Source organism: Streptomyces griseobrunneus (assembly GCF_046713465.1).
Taxonomy (GTDB): domain Bacteria; phylum Actinomycetota; class Actinomycetes; order Streptomycetales; family Streptomycetaceae; genus Streptomyces; species Streptomyces microflavus.
Window position 1 is genome coordinate 7609690 of record NZ_CP177080.1, and the last position, 22012, is coordinate 7631701.

Sequence of the window (22012 nt, forward strand, 5' to 3'; positions counted from 1 at the left end):
CGTGCTGAGCAGCCGCGCGCGCTCGCTGCCCGGGTCCAGCACCGCGGCCCTGGACGCCGACATCAAGGCCCGCATCGCCGGCGGCGCCGACATCATCAACCTCACCGGCGGCGAACTCGACTTCCCCACCCCGGAACAGGCGGCCGACGGCGCCCGGCGGGCCATTACCGAAGGCCTCACCCGGTACACGCCGGTCGCCGGTGTCCGGCCTCTCAGAGAGGCCATAGCCCGGCGCCTTTCGGAGCACTGGGACTGCTCGTACGACGCGGAGCAGATCGTCACGACGAACGGCGCCAAGCAGGCACTCGCCCAGGTCTTCACCGTCCTGTGCGAGCCCGGCGACGAAGTGATCCTCCCGGCCCCGTACTGGGTCAGCTTCCCCCATATGATCGCTCTCGCAGGTGCGTTGCCGGTGACGGTCCCCACCGCCGACACCGGCTTCAAGCTCACCCCCGAAGCGCTCCGGGCCCACCTGACGCCACGGTCCAGAGTCCTGCTGCTCAACAACCCGTCCAACCCCACGGGCGTCGTCTACGAGCGCTCCGAACTCCTGGCCCTTGCACAGGTTGCCGTGGAGCACGGGCTGATCATCGTGACCGACGAGATCTACGGAGACCTCGTCCACGCCGGCGCGTCCTTCACCGGCGTCGCCTCGCTCGGCCCGGAGATCGCCGAACGGACCGTCACGATCGGCGGCTTCTCCAAGACGTATGCGATGACGGGATGGCGCATCGGATTCGCGGCGGCACCCCTGCCCGTCGCCGCCGCCCTCACGGCGGTGCAGGGCCACACCAGCTCCGCCCCTTGCTCGATCTCGCAGTACGCCGCGCTCGCCGCGCTGACCGACGGCACCGAGACCGAACTGGCCCGACGCGCAGCAGAGCTGGGAACCCGGCGCACGATCATGCGCGACGGGATCCTCAGCCTGCCGCCCATCCGGCTGACGGCGCCGCCGCAGGGCGGATTCTTCGCCTTCGCCGACATCAGCGCCCTCTGCGCACGGCCGGGCGACGACGCCGGCAGCGTCGCCCGAGACCTTCTGGAACACGCGGGCGTCGCGGTCATGCCCGGCAACGACTTCGCAGCCCCGGACCACGTCCGGCTGTCGTACGGGGTCGCCACCGAGGACATCGTCCGCGCCCTCGACCGCATCGGTACCTATCTGAAGTCCACAGGAACGGGAGCACACCATGGATAGAGCCACCATCTTCGAGGTCCGCGGGATGACCTGTGGGGGATGCGCCAAGCGAATCCGTACGGCCATCGAGACCGACCTCGGTGAGGACACCACGGTGACGGTCGACCACAGGAGTGGCCGGGTGACCGTCACCTCCCCGCACGACGTCACCTCCGACGCTGTCCGGTCGGCCGTCGAGCGCACCGGATACGAGTTCGCGGGAACGGCGGCGTGAACCCCTCCATCCGGCTCACGCTCTACGCCGCCGCCCTCGTCGGATGTTTCGGCCTGGCCTGGCTGCTCGGCAGAGCCCTGCCACCTTTCTGACCCGACAGCCCTACCGAAGGAGACCGCAGTCATGGCCGGCACTGCCACGACGGCACCAGCCGTAGTCACGCTCGATATCGGCGGCATGACCTGCGGGGCCTGCTCGGCCCGCATCGAACGCAAGCTCAACCGACTCGAAGGCGTGACGGCTGAGGTCAACTTCGCCCTGGAGCGCGCCCACGTCAGTTTCGACGACCGTCACACCGTCGACGAACTGATCGACACGGTCAGCAAGATGGGGTACAGCGCCGTGCTGCCTCCGCCGCCCGAGGCCGCGACCCCGCCGCCGGGACCCGGCGAATCGGCGGAGGACGCCGCTGACCGTGAACTGTCCGCCATGCGGCTGCGCATCCTCGTTTGCCTCGCCCTCACGCTGCCGGTCATGGCCATGGCCATGGTCATGCCCCTGCAGTTCGACCACTGGCAGTGGCTGTCCCTCACGCTCGCGGCTCCCGTCGCCGTCTGGGGTGCATGGCCGTTCCACACCGCGGCCTGGAAGAACCTTCGTCAGGCTGCCGGGACCATGGATTCCCTGGTCTCCATCGGAGTGCTCGCTTCCTTCGGCTGGTCGCTGTACGCGCTCTTCTTCGGCTATGCCGGGGTGACCGGCATGCAGATGCCGTTCCTCATGGTCCCGACGCCGGGGCAGGGCTCGCACCACATCTATCTCGAAGTCTCCACCTCCTTGACCCTCTTCGTCCTGGTGGGCCGGTACGCGGAGCACCGGGCCAAGCGGAGGGCGGGAAGTGCGGTGCGGGCGCTGCTCGAACTCGGCGCCAAGGAGGTCACTGTCCTCAGGGCCGGTCAGGAGGTCGGCATCCCCGTCGGCGAGCTGCGCGTCGGGGACCTCTTCGTGGTCCGTCCCGGCGAGAAGATCGCCACCGACGGAAGCGTCGTCGAAGGTGCCTCGGCCGTGGACGTCTCCATGCTGACCGGCGAGAGCGTGCCCCAAGAGGTGGCCGAGGGCGACGCCGTCACCGGAGCCACCGTCAACACCAGCGGTCGCCTCGTGGTCCGCGCGGAACGCGTGGGGGCCGACACGCAGCTCGCCCACATCAGTCGGCTGGTCTCCGAGGCGCAGGCGGGCAAGGCCCCGGTTCAGCGGCTCGCCGACCGGATCGCGGCCGTGTTCGTCCCCGTCGTCATCGGCATCGCCGTGGCGGTCGCCGGATTCTGGATCGGAAACGGCGGAGGCGCGGCCGCCGCGCTCACCGCCTCGGTCGCCGTGCTGGTGGTGGCCTGCCCCTGCTCCCTCGGGCTGGCAACCCCCACTGCTCTGCTCGTGGGTACCGGGCGTGGCGCACAACTGGGCATCGTCATCCGGGGACCGCACATCCTTGAATCGACCCGGCGCATCGACACCGTCGTCCTGGACAAGACCGGTACCGTGACGACGGGCCGGATGCGGCTCGTCGCGACCGAATACGCGGAGGGAACGGACCGCGGTGAACTGCTTACACTCGCGGCCGCGCTGGAGCAGGCTTCCGAACACCCCATCGCGACGGCGGTGACCGCCGCGGCCGCCGAGGTGGCACCCGTGCTGCCCAAGGTCGACGGATTCCGTGCCAGTGCCGGCTTCGGCGTGGTGGGCCGGGTGGGGGAGCGCGAGGTGATGGTCGGCCGGCCGGGCTGGGTCGGCGAGCGCATGGAGATGCCGGACGGCCTGCTGAAGAGCTTGGACGATCTGGAGAACAGCGGCCGGACGGCGGTGGCGGTCGGCTGGGACGATGAGGTGCGCGGACTGCTCTTCGTCGCCGACGAGGCCAAGCCCACCAGTCGTCCGGCGATCGACGAGATGCGACGGCTCGGGCTGACGCCCGTACTCCTCACCGGTGACACCACCGGGGCGGCCCGGCGCATCGCCGACGACATGGGCATCACCGACGTCCACGCCGAGGTGCTTCCCCAGGACAAGGCGGCCGTCGTCCGCAGCCTCCAGGAGGAAGGCCGCACCGTTGCCATGGTGGGCGACGGCATCAACGACGCCGCCGCCCTCGCACAGGCGGACCTGGGCATCGCCATCGGAGGGGGAACCGACGCGGCCATCGAGGCGAGCGACATCACCCTGGTCCGCGGCGACCTGCGGGACGCCGCCGACGCCGTACGCCTGTCCCGGCGCACCCTTGGGACGATCAAGGGCAATCTGTTCTGGGCCTTCATCTACAACCTGGCCGGCATTCCCCTCGCCGCGTCAGGCGTCCTCAACCCGATGATCGCCGCGGCGGCCATGGTGCTGTCCAGCATCTTCGTGGTGACGAACAGCCTGCGGCTGCGCCGCTTCACGTCCTCATCGCAGACGGACGGTGGCCGCTCCAGGACGAGAGCGGCTAAGGCGCCGGCCTCTCCTCGGGACCTCGCGGGCGTCTCGTGATCGTCCACTCCCTGGGGCTGCCGGTGGCTCTCGTCGACGTGGATCAGGCCATAAGCGGTGAGTGGCGTGACCACGAGCGCCAGGTGGACGTGGTCAGGGTGCAGGACCCGCCCCACCACGCATGGCCATGGCTGAGGGAGGCGGGATTCCACCCGAAACCTCAGGTGATCATGTGGCGCGCCGAGGTACTGGAGCCGGAAGACACCTACCTCGCCGCCCTTTCCGGGAAGGACCGCTACGACATCCGCTCCGCCTACAGGCGGGCGGGCGAGGCGGGCCTCCTGATCCGCATCGAGCAGCTGACCCCCGAACTGCTCGACCAGTTCATCGAGTTGTACGAGCGACAGGTCGCCGGCATGAGACACGGGTGGGCGGTCGCAGTCCACCAGCGTGCGGACATCCTCGACGAGGCTGAGACCTATAGTGCGGTCACGGTCCGTAGTGGAAGCACCTTGGTGGGGGCCTGCCTGGATCAGGACCTGCCGGATCGTCAGGAGATGCGCGCTCGCTTCTCGGCCGTGACACCGGGACAGCGGAGCGGCAGTCTCTCCCGGGTCCTCTACTGGGAGACGATGCGAGAAGCACGGCTGAGGGGGAGGCGCTGGGCGACGCTCGGCCGGGACGTCAACCTTTACGGGCACCTGGGCAACGCGGGGCTGTTCAGCTTCAAGTCGAGGCTCGGCTTCACAGCTGTTCCCGGCCAGCTGGTGGAGCCCGGCACCGGATCTCATCAGGCCGACCGAGTGGTTGGCTTCGCCGCCCTGTCCGATCCCGCGCTGCTGCTCTCCTATGCGGATGTGGACGGCGAGGAGGCGGCCGTGTCGGCGCCGCTGCTGGGCAATCTGTTCAGTGAGCGGGAAGTGGACCCCCGCCCCTTCCGAGGAGCTGGGCTGGCAGGGCTGACTCTGCATGAAGTCCACCCACCCGCGTGAGTCGGGAATGCCGTACGACGGTGTGCGGTGCCCCTGCCGGGTGAGCGGCGGCGGGGGCTCGCGATCGGCCGGAGCCGGAGTCCAACGGCTGCCGGGTCACGCCTTTGCTGAGGCTGCGGAAAGTATGCGTCCCATCGCTGCGAGAGTTGTCGGATCGACCCGGTAGTAGATCCAGGTGCCCCGCCGCTCGGAGATCAAGAGCCCCGCCTCCCTGAGCCTCCTGAGGTGATGGGAGACCGTCGGTTGGGAGACTCCGACGTTGGATATATCGCAGACGCATGCCTCGCCGTCCTCGTGCGACGCGATGGCTGACAGGAGACGCAGGCGGATCGGGTCGCCGAGCGCCTTGAACAGCTGAGCGGCTGCCTCGGCTTCGTCACTGTTCAGAGGACGCTCGGAGAGCGGGGGACAGCACGACTCCACCGCGCGTGCGTCGGCGAACGGGGTCGTGGACAGTGCTCGCATCCTGTTCATAGCTCTATATTGACATATCTCGAATCAGGGTGACAGGGGCAGGCGCTCCGCCTCTGGCAGCGGCCAGGATGGAAGGGGCTTCCCACGTACGAGGGAGAGGTATGACCGGGAACCGCTCGGACAAGGTCGCACGCGGTCGGCCCCGGGAGCACCGGAATCCACGCTCCGGCCTGCCCGACCTGCGGCGGGTCGGGGCGAACCCGGACTTCTGGTACCCGGTCGCGCTCTCGCGGAAAGTGCGCAGCGGGCGGGTGGGCGTCACCGCGTTCGCCGGGGAGCGCATCGCGCTCTACCGCGGCCGGAGCGGTGCCGTCCATGCGCTGGAGGACCGGTGCGCCCACCGGCAGGTGCCGCTGAGCATGGGAGTCGTGGGCGGCGAGACACTCCGCTGCTGCCATCACGCCTGGGCCTACCGCGGCGACGGCCGCATCTCGCAGATCCCGTACCTGTCCAAGGGCGACGGCCGGCCGCCACGCGGCGTGCGCGCCTACCCGGTGCGCGAGGCGTACGGCCTGGTGTTCGTCTTTCCGGGCGACCCGGAGAAAGCGGCGGTCACCCCGCTGCCCGACGTACCCGGCTTCGCCTCGTCGAAGTACAGGACCATGACCTTCTCCCGGACGGTGCGCCGCCACTACTCGTTCATGCACGAGAACCTGCTCGACATGAACCACCAGTTCCTCCCCCGGGGCGTGGTCGGCAAACTCCAGCCGCAGCTGCTGGCATACGAGAGCGGCCCGCGTTCGGTGGAGGCCCGGTACCTGTTCACCCACACCGGGGGCAAGCGCAGTCGCAGTGCCCGCCTGCTCGCCGCCGAGGGTATCGGCGGCCAGGCGTCCAGCGACGTCATGACCGTCCGCACCGAGTACCCCTACCAGACTCTGGACCTGGTCCCGGAGAAGGCCGACCACCCGGCATTGCGTCTCTGGGCTGTGTACGTACCCGAGGACGCCGAGCAACGCACCTGCCACGCGTACGGCCTGCTCATGATCGAGAGCAGGGCGAGGACCGCAACCACGAGGTCTTCGCCCTGATCCTGGACGTCCGCGACGTGCTGCGCACCAACGGCGTACCTCTCGACCCCGACGTCACCGCCAACACCCGGGCGTGCGACGGCCGGGTGTGCGACGACCTGGTGCCCTGACGAGGCCCGCTCGCCGCACAACCGGGCCTCCGCAGCAGGACCCATGATCGTTCCCACGCGGACTCCGTGGCGGACGAGCGCGCAGACAGCTGATCGGGTGCTCGACGGACGCCGGGCGGCGCAGCACCTTCGCGAAGGCGTTCTGCGCGAGATCCTCGGCAGGGAAGACCGACTTCGGGACACGACAGGAGCATGCTCGTGGCCGTGAATCACCGGATTCGACAGGTCACAGACCTGCGGAAACGACCAGGGGCCCGAGCTCCCTCGCAGTCGGAACCACGGACAGCGCCCGTCCGTGATCAGAGGGTGGCGATTCGCGGGTTTCACTCGCACCGGCTCCTGCGACAGCCGTGGGTGTGCGCGTGCGCGTACCGGTGGCGCAGGGGGACGATGGGGAGGCCGGGGTGCGGACGCCCGCCGATGGTCCGCAGGCAGCGGTCCGGTCGGCGGCTGGAAGGAGCCTGGGTTATGGGTGCGACCGAGCCCTTTCGGGGCGAGCCTGGTACGGCGGGGGTGGTTCCGGCCGGACGGGGTGGCCTGCTGGATGTGCTGAACGTGGCCGCTGTCCTTCTCGACGCGGAGGGCAGGATCGACCTCTGGAGCCCGCAGGCCGAGATCCTCTTCGGCTACAGCGCCGAGGAGGCCCTGGGGCAGTACGCCGGCCAGCTGCTGATCGACAAGGAGTACCTGGACACGGTGCTGGCCTTGTTCGCCGGGGTCATGGAGGACGGCGAGAGCTGGGCAGGGGTCTTTCCCGTCCGGAACAAGGACGGCAGCACGCGGCGGGTGGAGTTCCGCAACATGCGGTTGCAGGACGACCAGCGCGAATACTGGGCGCTGGGTCTGGCCACGGACCAGGCGACGCTGCAGCAGGTGGAGCGGCATCTGGCGCTGTCGGCCCAGCTGGTGTCCCAGTCGCCGATCGGGCTGGGCATGCTGGACACCGACCTTCGGTACGTCTCCGTCAACCCGGCGGAGGAGCGGATGAACGGTGTGCCGGCCGCCGAGCACGTCGGACGGCACGTCCACGAGGTGCTGCCCCACCTGGACCCGTCCTTCGAAGCGGTCATGCGGGAGGTCCTGGCCACCGGGGTGCCGATCCTGGACCAGTACACCGTGGGCCGGACGGCAGCCGACCCGGACAATGACCACGCCTGGTCGATCTCCTTCTACCGGCTCGAGACCCCCAGCGGGGAAGTGCTGGGAGTGGCCACCTCCAGCGTCGATGTCACCGACCGGCACCGCGCCGTGGAAGAGCAACGACACACCGCTCTCACCCTCCAGCGCAGCCTGCTGCCCCATCCCCCTCCGCAGCGCCCCGGTCTCGACATCGCCTTCCGCTACCGCCCCGCACAGGCCACGATGGAGATCGGCGGGGACTGGTTCGACGTCATCCCCCTGAGCGGCGACAAGACCGCGCTCGTCGTCGGCGACGTCATGGGCAGCGGCGTCGGGGCCGCGGCCACCATGGGACAGCTGCGCACCGCCACCAGAACCCTGGCCGATCTCGACCTGGCTCCCGCCCAGGTCCTCTACCACCTCGACCACATCACCGACGGTCTCGGGACCATCGCAACCTGTGTCTACGCTGTCTTCGACCCCCGCGCCCTGCTGTGCCACGTCTCCCTCGCCGGGCATCTGCCGCCGGTCCTTCTCCACCCGGACGGCACACGCCGGCTGCTCGACCTGCCCACCGGAGCACCCCTGGGCGGCTGCGGCGTCTCTTTCGACACCACCACCATCGGCATCGCGCCGGGCGACCAGCTCGTCCTGTACACCGACGGGCTGGTGGAGACCCGCGACCAGCCCATCGACGAACGCCTGGGCGCTCTTCTCGACGTCCTCGACGACCCGGGCCGCTCGCTGGACGCGACCTGCGACCTGCTTCTGCACACCCTGCGCGCGGTGGGTGACCGCGACGACGTTGCCCTGCTCATCGCCCGGGCCGCCGCAGGCTTGTCGGCGGGGACGAGGCGGGGGACGAGGCGGACGTAGAGGACCATGGCGAGGACTTCGACGAGGGTCTGGGCGACGACCACGGCCGCCGCGACCGACAGGGCGTCGGGCAGGGCGAGCGCGAGGGGCAGGACCACCAGTGAGTTGCGGGTCGCACCGGAGAAGACGACCGCCCGGGAGGCCGGGGCGTCGAGACGGAACAGCCGGGCCACCAGCTTCCCGGCGAAGGCCATGATGATCAGGAAGGCCGCGTAGAACGGGATGACGGCGGCGACGTCGGCGAGGCTGTCGCCGAGCTCGGGGACCTGGGACGCGACCACGACGAAGAGGGTGGCGGCCATCAGCGGGACCATCGTGGTGGTCGCGGCGTCGGAGACCTTCTGCCCGGCGGGCCGACGGGCGGCCCATGCCTGAAGGGCCCAGGCCAGGGCGAGCGGGATGACGATCAGGACGACGAACGCCTCGACGAACGGGCCGGTCTCCACGATGTCGGCCAGTGCCGAGCCCATGAACAGATACAGGAACCCGGGCAGCAGGAGCATCTGCGCGACCAGCAGCAGCGGCGTGGCGGCCAGCAGGCGGCGGCCGGAGCCGCCGGCCAGCCCGGAGAAGACGATCACGTAATCCACACAGGGGCAGAGCAGGACGAGCAGCACGCCGATCCGTACGGCCTGGTCGGCGGGGAGGAAGACGAACATTCCGGTGACCGCCAGCGGTACCACCACGAAATTGACCACCAGAGCGGCGGACAGGAACCGGCCGTCGCGCAGAGAGCGGACCAGCTCGGCGGCCGGGACCTGGAGGAACGTCACGAACAGCAGCGCGCCGAGTACCGGGTTGATGGCGTGCTCCAGGCCGGGCCCGAAGGACGGTGCCGCCCACCCCACCAGGGCGCCCGCCGCCATGGCCCCGAGATACACCGCGATCTGGTGGTGTTCCATCCGCTCGACCGGACCTGACCGTTCCTGCGACACCGCGTGCTCCCTCGCCTGCCCGCCCGCACCACCTGGCGGCGGCCGTTGCCGTCATCCTCACAGGCCCGGCCTCCGCCCCCTGGCACGGGTGCCGAGATCACAGGCCCTGGTTTGCGGTGTTCCATCAGCAATTGCCTGGCAGGTGCGATGCGGTCACCACGGGGCCTTCTGCTCGGTACCACCGTCAGGGCGAAGGCCGCTGAGATCGCGGCCGGTACATCCGCGTGTCTGTGAGGCGCTCCATTGCTCTGAGCATCCGTAACCAGTTGGCCGGTACCGTCACTTCCGTCACCGCGGGCGAGGTCATGGCCGCCGTGCAGGTCCGCCTCGAAGGCCGGTCACCAAGGACGCGGTGGACGACCTCGGCCTCGCGGTGGGGACGCCCGTCATCGCCTTGGTCAAGTGCACCGAGGTCGAGCTGACCGGTCGCTGAGAGACCCTGGGGGCTGCGGTACGAGATCCTGGAGGGCCGCCTCGCCCTGTTGGGGCCGCCCGTTCCGTCCCGGCCGGGTGGGCCGCACGGGTCGTACGGCGTCGTGCGGGCGAATCCTCAGGCCAGATCGAGGAGTTGCTCGTAGAAGCCGCCGAAGCCCCGCGCCCGGTCCACGAGATGGATCTCAAGGATCCAGTGACAGGTCCGCCCGGCCTTGTCCGTCCGCCGCAGCGGGGTGTCGTTCTGCGGCGTGATGTAGGACTCCGCCTTCGCGCCGTCGTTCACCTCGTGCGGGAACTCGCCGACGAGGTGACCGGCGTGCCAGATGCCGATCTCCCAGCCGGCCTCCCCCGCGAGACGTTCCACCTCGGCGTGGAGCAGGCGGCCGGTGATGGTGGGGTCGGCGGCGAAGAAGGCCCGCCCCGCGTCGAAGATCAGGGGGAGGTCGTCGAGCAGCCGGTGCTTGTGCGGGTCGTCGCCGAAGGCGTAGGTGCGGCCGAAGTCCGCCTCGTACTCCTCGAAGATCGGGCCGAAGTCCGCGAACGCGACGTCGTCCTCGCCGATGGTCCGGTCCGGCGGGTTCTCCCGGTACGGGAGCAGGGTGTTGGGGCCCGAGCGGATGATGCGCTTGTGCCAGTGCTTGGTGGTGCCGAACATCTCGTTGGCCAGGTCCCGGATCCGGTCGCTCACCTCGCGCTCGCCCACGCCGGGCGCCACCAGACCACGCGCGGCCGTCTCGTCGAAGAGGGCGACCGCCTTCTCCTGAGCCGCGACGAGACCGGCGGCCCGGCGACTCTCGTCCGGTCCTGCCTGATCGACCCCGAACGTCATCTCGTTCCCCCGTCCAACTGCCGCCGTAGATCCCGCCCATCCTCACATATGCGAGGCCCTGTCGGGGGAAAGGTCGCACATACGTCAAATGAAGGCGGCGCGGCGGAGGCTGAGGATCAGCTCCGGAGGAGTGGAGCGGTGCCGTCGTCCTCGTACGCGTAGCGCCTGCCGGTCCATACGTCGCCGATGAGGTGGTAGCCGCGCTCCTCCCAGAACCCGGGCCGGTCGGCGGTGAGGTACTCGATTCCCCGCAGCCATTTCGGGCTCTTGTAGCCGTAGAGGTGCGGTACGACCAGGCGCAGCGGAGAGCCGTGTTCGGCGGTGAGCGGTTCTCCGCCCCGGTGGGTGGCCAGCAGGGTGGTGGGGGCGGTGAAGTCCGACAACCGGAGGCTGGCGCTGTAGCCGTACTCGGCCCAGGCCATGACATGGGTGACCCCCACGGCGGGAGGTGCGAGCCGCAGAATCGTCTCGGCGGGGATGCCGAACCACTCGTGGCCGGTCGAGGTCGTCCGGCGCGTGCCATGCGGAAGCGGCCCCCGACCGGCCGGGGGAACAACGCTGCGGGTCAGTTCACCTCACCCGCGCCCCGTCGGCCGTACGTGGCCATCGCGATGTCGATGAACGAGCGGACCAACGGGTTGGGATCGCCGCTGTTCCACGCCGCGACCACACGGCTCGGCGCCATGTCGGACAGCGGCACCACGGCCGGCTTCTCGGGCAGGTCGTGTCAGAGCGGGGCCAGGCCGGCCGTGCTGCTCCAGAGCACGGCCTGCAGACACTCCTGGACGTCGCGTACCACCGGGCCTTCGCGCGGGTCGCCACCGTGCCAGTAGGACTGCCAGACCGGGTCGGTTCCCGGCGGGAACCGGAACCAGCGGCGGTCCGCCAGGTCGGCCACCTCAAGGTGGTCGCGACGGGCCAGGGGATCGTCTGCGCGCAGCACCGCACCGACCGGATCCCTGCGCAGCTCACGCACCGCCAGGGCCGTCTCGACGAACGGCGCACGCGTCAGGGCGACATCGACCAGCCCGGCGCGCAGCCCGCAGGTCGGGTCGGTCAGGTCGGTGTCGCGGATGCGGATGTCGACGTCGGGGTGGCTCCGGCGGAAGGCGGCCGCCAGGCCGGCGATGCAGGGGTCGGAGCCGTCGCCCAGGATGCCGATGGTGATGGTCGCCTTTCCGGCCGCCGCGGCCACGCGGACGCGGACCAGGTCGGCCCGGTCGAGCAGCGCCCGCGCTTCGTCGAGCAGGACCGACCCCGCCGGGGTGAGCGTGACGCCGGTGGGCGAGCGGGCGAACAGCAGGGCACTGGCGGTGCACTCGGAACATGACCATCGCCATCGCCCACTGGACCGTTGCCGGGCTGCTCGTCGCCTTCTACCTCTACGCGGGCGCGGTCAAGGTCATCCGCAGCCCCGATCGGCTGCGTCCGATGACGGCCTGGGTGAACCGCGTACCGCTGCCCGCCGTCAGGGCGCTGGGCACGATCGAGATTCTGGGCGCCCTCGGACTGCTGCTGCCCCCGGCGACCGGCATCGCGCCGTGGCCGGCCCCGGCCATCGGGTTCGTGCTCCTGCAGATCGGCGCGATCGCCGTGCACCTGACCGGCGAGGACCGCCGGATCGCGCTCAACGCGGGTCTCATCGCCACCGCGGCTGCGGCCGGTGGGCTGGCCGTCGGCCGGCTGTGAGGCGGCCGGGGTGCAGTAGGGTCCCCTCCCGGTGGCCCCCTCCCGTACACGTCGGACCAGGCCACACCACACCGCCCCGCACCGAGGACCAGTCTTGACCCCCCGTTCCCTGGCGTTCTACGTGGACGTCGTCACCACCGGCACCATGCTCGGCGTGGGGCCCGCGGACTCTCCGGACCGCGTCACCGAGGTCCTCGGGCCGGACTTCGCCGAGAACACCTTCGGCAGTCGGAGCATGTGCCGTGACTACGGCCTCGCCGAGTTCCACTGGGACCGCGCTTTCGCGGACCGCCCCTGGTCCGGCAGCCACTTCACCCTGCAGGTGCACCGGCTCGCGTACCGGGACCGCACCCTCGTCAACGAGAAACTCCGTGACCGGTACGGACGGTTCACTCCCCGGCTCCGGTTCGAGAAGCTGCGACGTCTGCTGACGCGGCGCGGGGTCCCCCTGCTGGAGATCCCGGAAAGTCCGGGGAACGCCCCGTACTTCCGTACTTTCTGGCAGCCCGGTTCCCGTGCGGCCGTCTCCGTCATCGGCACCTACGGCGAATACAGCACGCCGGACAACCTGCGGGTCGGTGACGTGTACAGCGTCCAGGCCCCGATGGCCGCCGAGGAAGTGGAGTGGCGGCGGAAACGGGTGGCCGGATGATAAGGAGGTGCTCCGGTTACCGCGCCCCCGGCCATGCGCCGACCCAGACCCGGGTGATGGCGCTGATGTAGCGCGCCCCGCACCGGTCGACGGGTACCACCAGCTGGCTGCCTGCCGCGTCCAGGTCCTCATCGTCCAGCCGGGTGGCCAGGAGGACGGGGGCGTCGCTGAAATCGGCATCGATCTCCGCCCATGCCAGCACCGTGTGGTGCCCGTCGCCCCCGGACACCGCCAGGGCGAACCGGGACCGGTCCTTGCGCCGGCGGGTGTCGAAGAGCGGGTGTGAGGCGAGGGCGACCTCGCGCAGCAAGGGTCCTTCGAACACATGGCGCTGCGGCCCGCTGGTGGCGCAGTCGAAGACGACCTCCGCCCGGTGCTGCTTCCATCCGTCGCGCAGGTCACGCACCGTCAGGGTGGCGGGGCGGCCGACATCGCCCAGTACCGCCAGTGATGCGAGCTGTGTGGCAGGGGCGCGGTGTGGCGCACCGAGTCGGCTCATGGAGGATCCCCCAGTCGGACGGCCCGCGGGGCGGCTGCCAGGGAGGTATGCCCAGTGGGCGATCCGTCGAATCGCTCCTGCGAGGCCCTGTGCACCTACGGCCTGGCTTCTGGGAACCCGTCCAGGGGTTTCTCTTCACATCCGCCCGCCCACGGGCAGGCCCGGACCCCGATCGCGTCGACGCCGTCAGGCCTGGCTTCCGGGGCGATCGATGTGCACGTTGGTCGACTTGACCCGTGCCGTCGCCAGCACCCCCACTTCGAGGCCGAGTTCCTCCACGGACTCCCGGCTGATCAGCGACACCAGCCGGTGCGGACCCGACTGGATCTCCACCTGGGCCACGATGTCGTCCATCCTGACGGCGGTGACGATCCCGGCGAACGAATTCCGCACCGATGTCAGAGCACCGCCGTCGGGCACCGGGTGCAGGCCGGCGGCGCGCTCCGTGGCGAAGGCCGCCAGGCTCACCCCGTCGATCACCCGGTTCCCCGAGCTGCCCCGGTCCATCGCGAGGTGACCGCCGTCCGCCCACCGGCGCACGGTTTCCGGACTCACGGCCAGCAGCTCTGCGGCCTGGCCAATGCTGTACGAAGGCACCCCCGCACTTTAGGCCAACGGCGACGGCCCCGTCGTTGCACCGGCGACTCGGCGACTCGGCGACTCGGCGATCAGGCGAGCGTGGTGGAGGCCCGCTCCTCCGCGTCGCCGTGATCACGCCGTGTCATGCGCAGCTCATCACGAGCCACAACGACGTTGTCCGGCAATTCAATTGACGTGACTTCAGCCACCGGGTATCCGCTTTGCCCTATCGACAGCCCCGATCCAATTAGCTTAGGCTCACCTAAGTCGAGCTGGGCTGCTCTGTCGGCGTGCCCATCTCGCCCACCTTCCCCGGCGCCTGACAGGCGGCTTTCCCGCACGATGGGAGTGACATGTCACAGGTTCATCCTGGCGACGCACCACTGGTCCACGACCTCATTGGGATCGGCTTCGGCCCCTCCAATGTGGCCATGGCGATCGCGCTCAGAGAGCACAACACACGCGTCGGCGGGCAGGAGCCGGTCACCGCTCACTTCTTCGAGCAGCAGCAGAGCTTCGGCTGGCACCGCGGCATGCTGATCGACGACGCCACGATGCAAGTGTCGTTCCTCAAAGACCTGGTGACACTCCGTAACCCGGCCAGCGAATTCAGCTTCCTCTGCTACCTGCAGAGCAAGAACCGGCTGATCGACTTCATCAACCACAAGAACCTCTTCCCGCTGCGCGTGGAGTTCCACGACTACTTCGAGTGGGCCGCGGCCAAGGTCGACGACATGGTCTCGTACGGCCACGAGGTCGTTTCCGTGACGCCCTTCGTCCATGACGGCACCGTGGAGTACCTGGACGTGACCGTCCGGTCGGGCGGCGGCCTCGAAGTGCACCGGGCCCGCAACCTCGTCATCGGTACCGGGCTGCGGCCCGTCCTGCCGGAAGGGGTGCGGCGCGGCGAGCGCGTCTGGCACAACTCCGATCTGCTGCGCAAGGTCGACGGACTCGATGGCACCTCGCCCTCGCGGTTCGTCGTCGTGGGCGCCGGACAGAGCGCCGCCGAGAACGTCGCCTACCTCCACCGCCGCTTTCCCGAGGCCGAGGTCTGCGCGGTCTTCTCCCGCTACGGTTACAGCCCCGCCGACGACAGCAGCTTCGCCAACCGGATCTTCGACCCCGGGGCGGTCGACGAGTACTTCGCCGCGCCCGACAGCGTCAAGAGCCAGCTGATGGCCTATCACGGGAACACCAACTACTCCGTGGTGGACATCGACCTGATCGACGACCTGTACCGGCAGATGTACCGGGAGAAGGTCCTCGGCACCGAACGGCTGCGCTTCCTCAACGTGTCCCGGGTCACCGACGTCGAGGAGAAGCCCGACAGCGTCCGTACCACCGTGAAATCCCTCGTCACGGGCGAGGAGACGCCCCTGGACGCCGACATCGTGGTGTTCGCCACCGGCTACAGCCCCGCCGACCCGCTCGGACTCCTCGGTGAGGTCGCCGACCGCTGCCTGCTCGACGGCGAGGGCCGCGTCCGGGTCGAGCGCGACTACCGTATCGCCACCGACCCCGCCCTGAGCTGCGGAATCTATCTGCAGGGCGGTACGGAGCACACGCACGGCATCACGACGTCGCTGCTGTCCAACACCGCGATACGGGTCGGTGAGATCCTCGACTCGCTGCTCGACCGGAGCGTCAAATCCACCTCGGACGAGGCCCGCCCGGTCACCGACGGCACCGGCAGCGCCGTCGCGTAGGGGGGCATCAGGGGGCGCACCCGGCGGCGGGTGCGCCCCCGCCCGGCCATGGGTTTCGGTGGATCAATAGGGATAACGTACGTCCATATGAGCACGACTGCAGTCGAGCGCCCCGTGCCCAGGGGTGCAACAGAGATCCGCCGAGGGCGGGTTGTGGGATTGGGCACGCTGGTGGCGTTCCTCGCACTCGTCGCCGCCCTGTCGTTGGCCGTGGGTGCCCGTTCGCTCAGCCCCGCCGAGGTCTGGCACGGGCTGTTCGCGGCGGCGGACTCCGATCAGCGGCTGACCGAGATCCGGCTCATCGTGCAGACGGTCCGGGTGCCCCGCACGGTCCTCGCGATCGTGGCGGGGGCCGCCCTGGGCGTCGGCGGTGCGCTGATCCAGGGGTACACACGTAACCCCATAGCCGACACGGGGCTGTTGGGCGTGAACAGCGGCGCCTCGTTCGCCGTGGTGTCGGTGATCGCCGTGTTCGGCTTCACCGACCCGTTCCAGTACGTCTGGTTCGCCTTCGTGGGTGCGGCGCTCGCCGGTGTCGTCGTCTTCGGACTGGCGAGCATCGGCAGGGGAGCGGGCAACCCGCTGACCCTCGCCCTGGCCGGGCAGGGCATCACGGTCTTCCTGATGGCGATGACCACCGCGGTCGCGCTGACCGACCAGAAGTCGCTGAACGCGCTGCGGTTCTTCAACGCGGGCTCCGTGGCCGGGGTGGGATTCGACGTCATCTGGCCGGTGACCGGGTTCATCGCAGTCGGGCTCGTCCTGGCACTGAGCATGCTGCCCTCCCTCAACCTGCTCAACCTGGGCGACGACGTGGCACGCGGGCTGGGCGTGAACATCGTGCTGAGCCGGGCCGTCGGCATCGTCGCCATCACCCTGCTGGCGGGCGCGGCCACGGCGGCGTGCGGCCCGATCGCGTTCCTCGGGCTCATGGTCGCCCACGTGGCCCGGTATCTGACCGGGCCCGACTACCGCTGGCTGGTGCCGTACGCGGGTCTGCTCGGCGCCGTCGTCCTGCTGGTCTGCGACATCGTGGGGCGCCTGGTGGTGCGGCCCGGCGAGCTGGAACCGGGTGTCGTGGTCGCCCTCATCGGCGCCCCGTTCTTCGCGGTCCTGGTGTGGCGAGGAAAGTTCAAGAGCGCATGAGCAGAGCAGACATGAGCAGGGCGGACATGAGCGCGGTGGACATGGACAGGGCCGGCGTGGACAAGGCGGACGCGAACCCGGCGCTGGCGCCGGGCGTGCGGCTCGGGCAGGTGTCGTTCGTCTGGCGGCCCTGGCTCGTCCTGGTCTCACTGGTGCTGGCGGGGGCCGCCTTCCTGGTGTTCTGCCTCTCCATCGCCGTCGGGGACTTCCCCATCGGCCTGTCGCGGGTGATCGCCACACTGCTCGGCCAGGGCGAACAGGTCGACGAGTTCGTCGTGATGGACCTGCGGATGCCGCGCGCCCTGGCCGGCCTCGTCGTGGGGATCGCCCTCGGTGTGTCCGGCGCGATCACCCAGTCCGTCGCCCGCAATCCGCTCGCCAGCCCCGACATCCTCGGGATCACCAGCGGGGCCAGCGCGGTCGCGGTGTTCCTGGTGACGGTGTCGGGCGGAGCCGCCGCGGCGGTCGCGGGCACGGTGGGGCTGTCGGCGGCGGCGCTCCTCGGCGGTCTGGGCACGGGCCTGCTGGTCTACTTCATGGCCTGGCGGCGCGGGGTCGACGGTTTCCGGCTCATCCTCATCGGCATCTCGGTCACCGCCGTGATGCAGGCGCTCACGACCTGGCTGCTGGTGTCGGCCGACATCAGGGACGTGGCGCGGGCCCAGGCGTGGCTGGTCGGCTCGCTGGACGGCCGGTCGTGGGGCGAGGTCCACATCGCGCTCTGGGGCTCGCTGGCCCTTCTTCTCGTGGTGGCCACCGCCGCGTTCCAGTTCAAGCCGATGCACCTCGGTGACGACGTGGCCGCCGGGCTGGGCGTCCGGTACACCGGGGTGCGAGCCGTCCTCCTGCTGTGCGCGGTGCTCCTGGCCGCCGTGGCGGTGAGCGCGGCGGGCCCCGTCCCGTTCGTCGCGCTGGTGGCGCCCCAGGTGGCGATGCGGCTGGCGAGGTGCCCTACGCCGCCGATGGTCGCCTCCGGGCTGCTGGGGGCACTGCTCCTGATCGGTTCGGACCTCATCGCGCGGACAGCGCTGCCCATCACGCTTCCGGTCGGTGTGGTCACCGCCGCGATCGGCGGCCCGTTCCTCGTCTACCTGCTGGTACGGGCCAACCTCCGCTAGGTCGTGTCCGCAACGTCCTGAGGCGAACTCCCGCCGGAGGCAATAAGGTTAGGCGAGCCTAATTCGAGGGGGCGCTTGTGGTCGCGCAAATCATCACCGAGACCCGGACCGAGGTCGAGGGCGTCGCACGGCTGGCGGCGAGGGGCGTCACGGTCGGCTACGGCGGACGGGCGGTCATCGACGATCTCGACGTGGCCATCCCGCCGGGCGTGGTCACCACGATCATCGGCCCCAACGGCTGCGGCAAGTCGACGCTGTTGCGCACCCTGACGCGCCTGCTCAAGCCGGCCAAGGGGACGGTGGTGCTGGACGGCGAGGACATCGTCAAACTCAGGACCCGGGACGTGGCGAAGAAGCTCGGCCTGCTTCCGCAGGCGCCCGTGGCGCCCGAGGGGCTGACGGTGGGCGACCTGGTCGCCAGGGGGCGTCATCCGCACCAGAGCTGGCTGCGGCAGTGGTCGTCGGACGACGCCGGTGTCGTGGCGCGCGCGCTTGCCATGACCGGGGTGGCCGACCTGGCCGACCGTCCGGTCGACTCGCTCTCCGGCGGCCAGCGTCAGCGCGTCTGGATCTCGATGACCCTGGCCCAGGGCACCGATCTGCTGCTGCTGGACGAGCCGACCACCTATCTGGACCTCGCGCACGCCATCGATGTGCTCGACCTGGTGGACGACCTCCACGAGTCGGGGTGCACCGTCGTCATGGTGCTGCACGACCTCAACCTGGCCACGCGCTACAGCGACAACCTCATCGTGATGCGGGCGGGTTCGATCCTGGCGCAGGGGCATCCGCGTGATGTGATCACCGCCGAGCTGCTGTACGAGGCCTTCGGGCTGCAGGCCAAGGTGATCGACGACCCGGTGGGCGACCGGCCGCTCATCGTCCCGATCGGACGTACGCACGTGCGGCTCGAACCGATGGCCGATCCGTCGGTGAAGTGAGCTCGAAACAGGGGGACTTGGCTGTTATGTCGACCCCTTCTGGGTGCGGGAAAGTTATCAAGTAAGGCTAGGCTGGCCTCACTTCGGCGGGATAAGGTTTGCTCGCCCTCATACAGGGGCGCAATGGACAGCGCGAAAGCAAGGGATTCCGGATGCTTCTCCATCGAACGACGCTTGTGAAGCCGTGGCGGCGGCTGGCCGCGGCGCTTTCCGTCGCGACCCTCGGCGTCGGCCTCCTCGCGGGATGCGGTTCCGACACGGCGGCGAAGAAGAGCGACGACGCTCCGGCCGCCGACGCCGGCGCGTTCCCGGTGACGGTGGAGCACGCGTTCGGATCCACGAAGGTCGAGAAGGCCCCCAAGCGCGTCGTCTCCGTCGGCTACACGGACGACCAGGCCATCCTGGCGTTCGGCATCAAGCCGGTCGGCATGGTCGACCAGTACCCGAACCCGGTCGGCCAGACCCCCGACATCAACACCCAGTGGCCCTGGGTGAAGGAGCAGTGGGGCGACACCCGCCCCGAGGTCATCATGAACAACGGTGACGCGGGCCCCAACTACGAGAAGATCGCCTCCCTCCGCCCGGACCTGATCATCGCGGTCTACTCCGAGGTCGACCGGGCCGCCTACGACAAGCTCTCCAAGATCGCGCCCACCGTCGGCCGCACCAAGGCCGAGAAGGAGCCCTTCAGCGCTCCGTGGCAGGACAACGCGGTCCACATCGCCAAGGCGCTCGGCAAGGAGACCGAGGGCACCGCACTGGTGAAGGGCATCCAGGACAAGCTCGACACGGCCAAGAAGGACAACCCCGCGTTCGCGAGCCAGACCGCGGTCGCCCTCTCCTGGTACAAGGGCGCGGTGTACCCGTTCACCTCCACCGATGTGCGCGGCCAGCTCGTCACCGGTTCCGGGTTCGGCTACCAGACCGAGATCGACAAGATCGCCGACGGCAAGTTCTCCACCGAGCTCTCGCCCGAGCGCATCGACCTGGTCGACGTCGACCGTATCTTCGTCATCAACGACAAGGCGGACACGGAGGCGCTGAAGAAGTTCGAACTCTTCGCCAACCTGCCCGCCGTCAAGAACGGCAAGGTCTCCTACCTCCTGGACAGCGAGGGCCCCGCGATCGGCGCCGCCATGTCCCAGGGCACGCTGCTCTCCCTGCCGTACGCGATCGACGAGCTCGTCAAGTCGGCCAAGTAGAGATGACGGCCGAACCGCCCTCCCCCCACCGAGAACTGGCGATTGCGTGACAGTCACCGACACCCCTGCGGTCCCGACGAAGCTGCTTACGGCGACAGGGAGGGAGGCCACCGGCTGGGTCGCGGCGCACTGCCGCCGAGCCCCTTGGCTGACACTCTCCACCGTGCTCACCACCGTGGCCGGAGCGGCCCTCCAGGTGGTCCCCGTGCTCCTGCTGGGCCGGGTGGTCGACGGGGTGGTCGGTGGCGAATCACGCTCGGTGCTCGTCACGGTCGGGGTGCTGATGGGGGCCGCCGCGCTGTTCGGCGCGGCTGCCACCGCTGCGTCCACGTACCTGATCGGGCGGCTGGGGGCGGAGCTCCTCGCGCAGCTCCGGGAGAGCGCCGTCCGGGCGGTGCTGGGGATGCCGAGCGCCCGCGTCGAGCAGGTCGGCCGGGGCGATGTGCTCTCCCGGGTCGGCGACGATGTGGCCGTGCTGTCCAAGGGCATCCGGCAGGCCATCCCCACGGTGTTCTCGGCGGGGGTGCTGGTCGCCATCGCCACGCTCGGCATGTTCGGCCTGGACTGGCGGCTCGGCCTGGCCGGGGCCTGCGCCCTGCCGGCGTACGCGCTGGCCCTGCGCTGGTATCTGCCCAGGTCCGCGCCGCTCTACCGCGATCAGCGCATCGCCCAGGCCGACCGCGCGCAGGCGCTCATCAGCGGCCTCAACGGGATCGACACCGTACGGGCGTACCGCCTGGAGGGCGACGTCCGGGAGAAGGTCACCGCCGAGTCGTGGCGGGTGCGCAACCTCGGCGTCGAGGTCTTCCGGTTCTTCGGCCGGTTCGTCGGCCGGGAGAACCGCGCCGAGTTCATCGGTCTGGTCCTGATCCTGGTGGTGGGGTACGCCCTGCTGGAGGCCGACGCCGCCACCCTGGGCGAGGTGTCGGCGGCCCCGCTGATGTTCCACCGGCTGTTCACCCCGCTGGGCGCCATCATGTTCACCTTCGACGAGGCGCAGAAGTCGGGCGCGAGCCTCACCCGTCTGGTCGGGGTGCTGGGGGAGCCGGCCGAGGACCGGCTGGTGGGTGACGCGTCCGTCGCCCGGGCCGAGGCCGTACCGCACGCGGTGACCGTGGAGGGCCTGACCTTCAGCTACCCGGACACCGAGGAACCGGTCCTGCGGGACGTGAACCTGTCCATCCCGGCCGGCGGTTCGCTGGCGCTGGTGGGCGCGACGGGCGCGGGCAAGTCGACCCTTGCCGCGCTGATCGCCGGCACAGGGACCCCGCAGGCCGGCGCCGTACGCATCGGGGCGCGGGACCTCGCGGGGCTGGACGAGGCCGAGGCGCGCTCCCTGGTGAGCATCCTGACCCAGGAGACCCACGTGTTCTCCGGGTCGCTCGCCGACGATCTGCGGCTCGCGGCACCCGAGGCGAGCGACGAGCAGCTGATGGACGCGCTGCGGACCGTCGGCGCCGACACATGGGTCGAGCCGCTGCCCGGCGGGCTGAACGCCATGGTCGGCGAGGGCGGTGAGCGCCTGGACGTGACCAAGGTCGCACAAGTCGCTCTCGCCCGGCTGGTGTTGAGCCGTTCGCCGGTGGTGGTCCTCGACGAGTCGACCGCCGAGGCGGGCAGCGAGGGCGCCGCCGAGCTGGAGCGCGCCGTACTGGCCGCGTGCGCGGGCCGCACCACGCTGTACGTGGCCCACCGGCTGACCCAGGCGATGGCGGCGGACCGGATCGCCGTGCTGGACGCGGGGCGCGTGGTGGAGGAGGGGACCCATGAGGAGCTGGTGGCTCTGGGCGGCATGTACGCGCGGCTGTGGCGCGCGTGGCGCGAAGGTAGTTAGGTCAACCTCAGTAAGGTTAGGCTAACT

Annotated in this window: 18 protein-coding genes and 5 pseudogenes; 16 read left to right on the top strand and 7 right to left on the bottom strand. The window is 70.0% G+C overall.

The genetic code is table 11. The annotated features are described in order from the left end of the window. Window position 1 precedes the first annotated feature (1 nt). The 4 genes from ACK8N7_RS34645 (at window position 2) to ACK8N7_RS34660 (ending at window position 4807) form a co-directional block, all read left to right on the top strand. Entirely contained in the window at window positions 2-1198 is a 1197-nt protein-coding gene (locus ACK8N7_RS34645) for a pyridoxal phosphate-dependent aminotransferase (protein ID WP_500445022.1), read from the top strand. Continuing rightward, a complete protein-coding gene (locus ACK8N7_RS34650) occupies window positions 1191-1412 on the top strand; it encodes a heavy-metal-associated domain-containing protein (RefSeq protein WP_403214268.1) in 222 nt (73 codons plus the stop codon). The genes ACK8N7_RS34645 and ACK8N7_RS34650 overlap by 8 nt, the downstream gene beginning before the upstream one ends. A 123-nt stretch (window positions 1413-1535) precedes the next feature. Further along, window positions 1536-3875 carry a heavy metal translocating P-type ATPase gene (locus ACK8N7_RS34655; protein ID WP_500445024.1) on the top strand — a complete coding sequence of 780 codons (2340 nt, stop codon included), beginning with the start codon at window positions 1536-1538 and terminating at the stop codon, window positions 3873-3875. A gap of 23 nt (window positions 3876-3898) precedes the next feature. Continuing rightward, complete coding sequence (locus tag ACK8N7_RS34660) at window positions 3899-4807, top strand: GNAT family N-acetyltransferase (protein WP_500445026.1); 909 nt, start codon at window positions 3899-3901, stop codon at window positions 4805-4807. A 96-nt stretch (window positions 4808-4903) separates the two neighbouring features. Here the strand turns inward: ACK8N7_RS34660 and ACK8N7_RS34665 are convergent, their stop codons facing one another. Beyond that, entirely contained in the window at window positions 4904-5281 is a 378-nt protein-coding gene (locus tag ACK8N7_RS34665; protein ID WP_403214274.1) for an ArsR/SmtB family transcription factor, read from the bottom strand. Between the two features lie 101 nt (window positions 5282-5382). Here ACK8N7_RS34665 and ACK8N7_RS34670 point away from each other — a divergent pair. Continuing rightward, a pseudogene (locus tag ACK8N7_RS34670) lies at window positions 5383-6422 on the top strand (Rieske 2Fe-2S domain-containing protein). Between the two features lie 468 nt (window positions 6423-6890). Further along, window positions 6891-8417, top strand: a complete 1527-nt coding sequence (locus ACK8N7_RS34675) for a SpoIIE family protein phosphatase (RefSeq protein WP_500445028.1) — start codon at window positions 6891-6893, stop codon at window positions 8415-8417. On the opposite strand, the pseudogene ACK8N7_RS34680 reads toward ACK8N7_RS34675, so the two are convergent. After that, window positions 8381-9352 (bottom strand): annotated as a pseudogene (locus ACK8N7_RS34680) (arsenic resistance protein); the annotation flags it as partial. The gene ACK8N7_RS34675 and the pseudogene ACK8N7_RS34680 sit on opposite strands and share 37 nt — an antisense overlap. Window positions 9353-9582: 230 nt before the next feature. Between ACK8N7_RS34680 and ACK8N7_RS34685 the strand changes: the two are divergent. Together ACK8N7_RS34685 and ACK8N7_RS34690 are read left to right on the top strand one after the other, a co-directional pair. Continuing rightward, window positions 9583-9648: pseudogene (locus ACK8N7_RS34685) on the top strand (hypothetical protein); the annotation flags it as partial. Window positions 9649-9725: 77 nt separating this feature from the next. Further along, complete coding sequence (locus ACK8N7_RS34690) at window positions 9726-9785, top strand: hypothetical protein (protein ID WP_403214400.1); 60 nt, start codon at window positions 9726-9728, stop codon at window positions 9783-9785. Between the two features lie 117 nt (window positions 9786-9902). Here the strand turns inward: ACK8N7_RS34690 and ACK8N7_RS34695 are convergent, their stop codons facing one another. The 3 genes and pseudogenes from ACK8N7_RS34695 to ACK8N7_RS34705 all read right to left on the bottom strand — a co-directional run. Continuing rightward, entirely contained in the window at window positions 9903-10616 is a 714-nt protein-coding gene (locus tag ACK8N7_RS34695) for a M24 family metallopeptidase (RefSeq protein WP_500445030.1), read from the bottom strand. Window positions 10617-10732: 116 nt separating this feature from the next. Beyond that, window positions 10733-11140, bottom strand: a pseudogene (locus ACK8N7_RS34700) (molybdopterin-dependent oxidoreductase); the annotation flags it as partial. Window positions 11141-11181: 41 nt separating this feature from the next. Continuing rightward, window positions 11182-11937: pseudogene (locus tag ACK8N7_RS34705) on the bottom strand (LysR family substrate-binding domain-containing protein); the annotation flags it as partial. 11 nt (window positions 11938-11948) lie between these two features. Between ACK8N7_RS34705 and ACK8N7_RS34710 the strand changes: the two are divergent. Both ACK8N7_RS34710 and ACK8N7_RS34715 read left to right on the top strand, forming a co-directional pair. Further along, the gene (locus ACK8N7_RS34710) at window positions 11949-12305 is read left to right on the top strand and encodes a DoxX family protein (protein WP_500445916.1); all 357 of its coding nucleotides are present in this window, start codon (window positions 11949-11951) and stop codon (window positions 12303-12305) included. A 94-nt stretch (window positions 12306-12399) separates the two neighbouring features. Continuing rightward, complete coding sequence (locus ACK8N7_RS34715) at window positions 12400-12957, top strand: hypothetical protein (RefSeq protein WP_500445032.1); 558 nt, start codon at window positions 12400-12402, stop codon at window positions 12955-12957. A gap of 16 nt (window positions 12958-12973) precedes the next feature. On the opposite strand, the gene ACK8N7_RS34720 is transcribed toward ACK8N7_RS34715, so the two are convergent. Both ACK8N7_RS34720 and ACK8N7_RS34725 read right to left on the bottom strand, forming a co-directional pair. Next, window positions 12974-13456, bottom strand: coding sequence for a molybdopterin-binding protein (locus ACK8N7_RS34720; protein ID WP_403214284.1), 483 nt, complete (start codon window positions 13454-13456; stop codon window positions 12974-12976). 186 nt (window positions 13457-13642) lie between these two features. Then, window positions 13643-14053: a TOBE domain-containing protein gene (locus tag ACK8N7_RS34725; protein ID WP_055558570.1), complete on the bottom strand. Its 411-nt coding sequence runs from the start codon at window positions 14051-14053 to the stop codon at window positions 13643-13645. A gap of 335 nt (window positions 14054-14388) precedes the next feature. Here ACK8N7_RS34725 and ACK8N7_RS34730 point away from each other — a divergent pair, with 335 nt between their 5' ends. The 6 genes from ACK8N7_RS34730 (at window position 14389) to ACK8N7_RS34755 (ending at window position 21985) form a co-directional block, all read left to right on the top strand. Beyond that, entirely contained in the window at window positions 14389-15744 is a 1356-nt protein-coding gene (locus ACK8N7_RS34730; RefSeq protein ID WP_403214286.1) for a lysine N(6)-hydroxylase/L-ornithine N(5)-oxygenase family protein, read from the top strand. Between the two features lie 87 nt (window positions 15745-15831). Further along, window positions 15832-16890, top strand: a complete 1059-nt coding sequence (locus tag ACK8N7_RS34735) for a FecCD family ABC transporter permease (protein WP_180288927.1) — start codon at window positions 15832-15834, stop codon at window positions 16888-16890. Window positions 16891-16916: 26 nt separating this feature from the next. Further along, a complete protein-coding gene (locus ACK8N7_RS34740; protein WP_403214404.1) occupies window positions 16917-18008 on the top strand; it encodes a FecCD family ABC transporter permease in 1092 nt (363 codons plus the stop codon). A 77-nt stretch (window positions 18009-18085) separates the two neighbouring features. Then, the gene (locus ACK8N7_RS34745; protein ID WP_403214290.1) at window positions 18086-18949 is read left to right on the top strand and encodes an ABC transporter ATP-binding protein; all 864 of its coding nucleotides are present in this window, start codon (window positions 18086-18088) and stop codon (window positions 18947-18949) included. Window positions 18950-19101: 152 nt separating this feature from the next. Beyond that, window positions 19102-20151: an iron-siderophore ABC transporter substrate-binding protein gene (locus tag ACK8N7_RS34750; RefSeq protein ID WP_500445035.1), complete on the top strand. Its 1050-nt coding sequence runs from the start codon at window positions 19102-19104 to the stop codon at window positions 20149-20151. Between the two features lie 46 nt (window positions 20152-20197). Continuing rightward, on the top strand, window positions 20198-21985 hold the full coding sequence (locus ACK8N7_RS34755) for an ABC transporter ATP-binding protein (protein WP_500445037.1): 1788 nt from the start codon (window positions 20198-20200) through the stop codon (window positions 21983-21985). Window positions 21986-22012 lie beyond the last annotated feature (27 nt).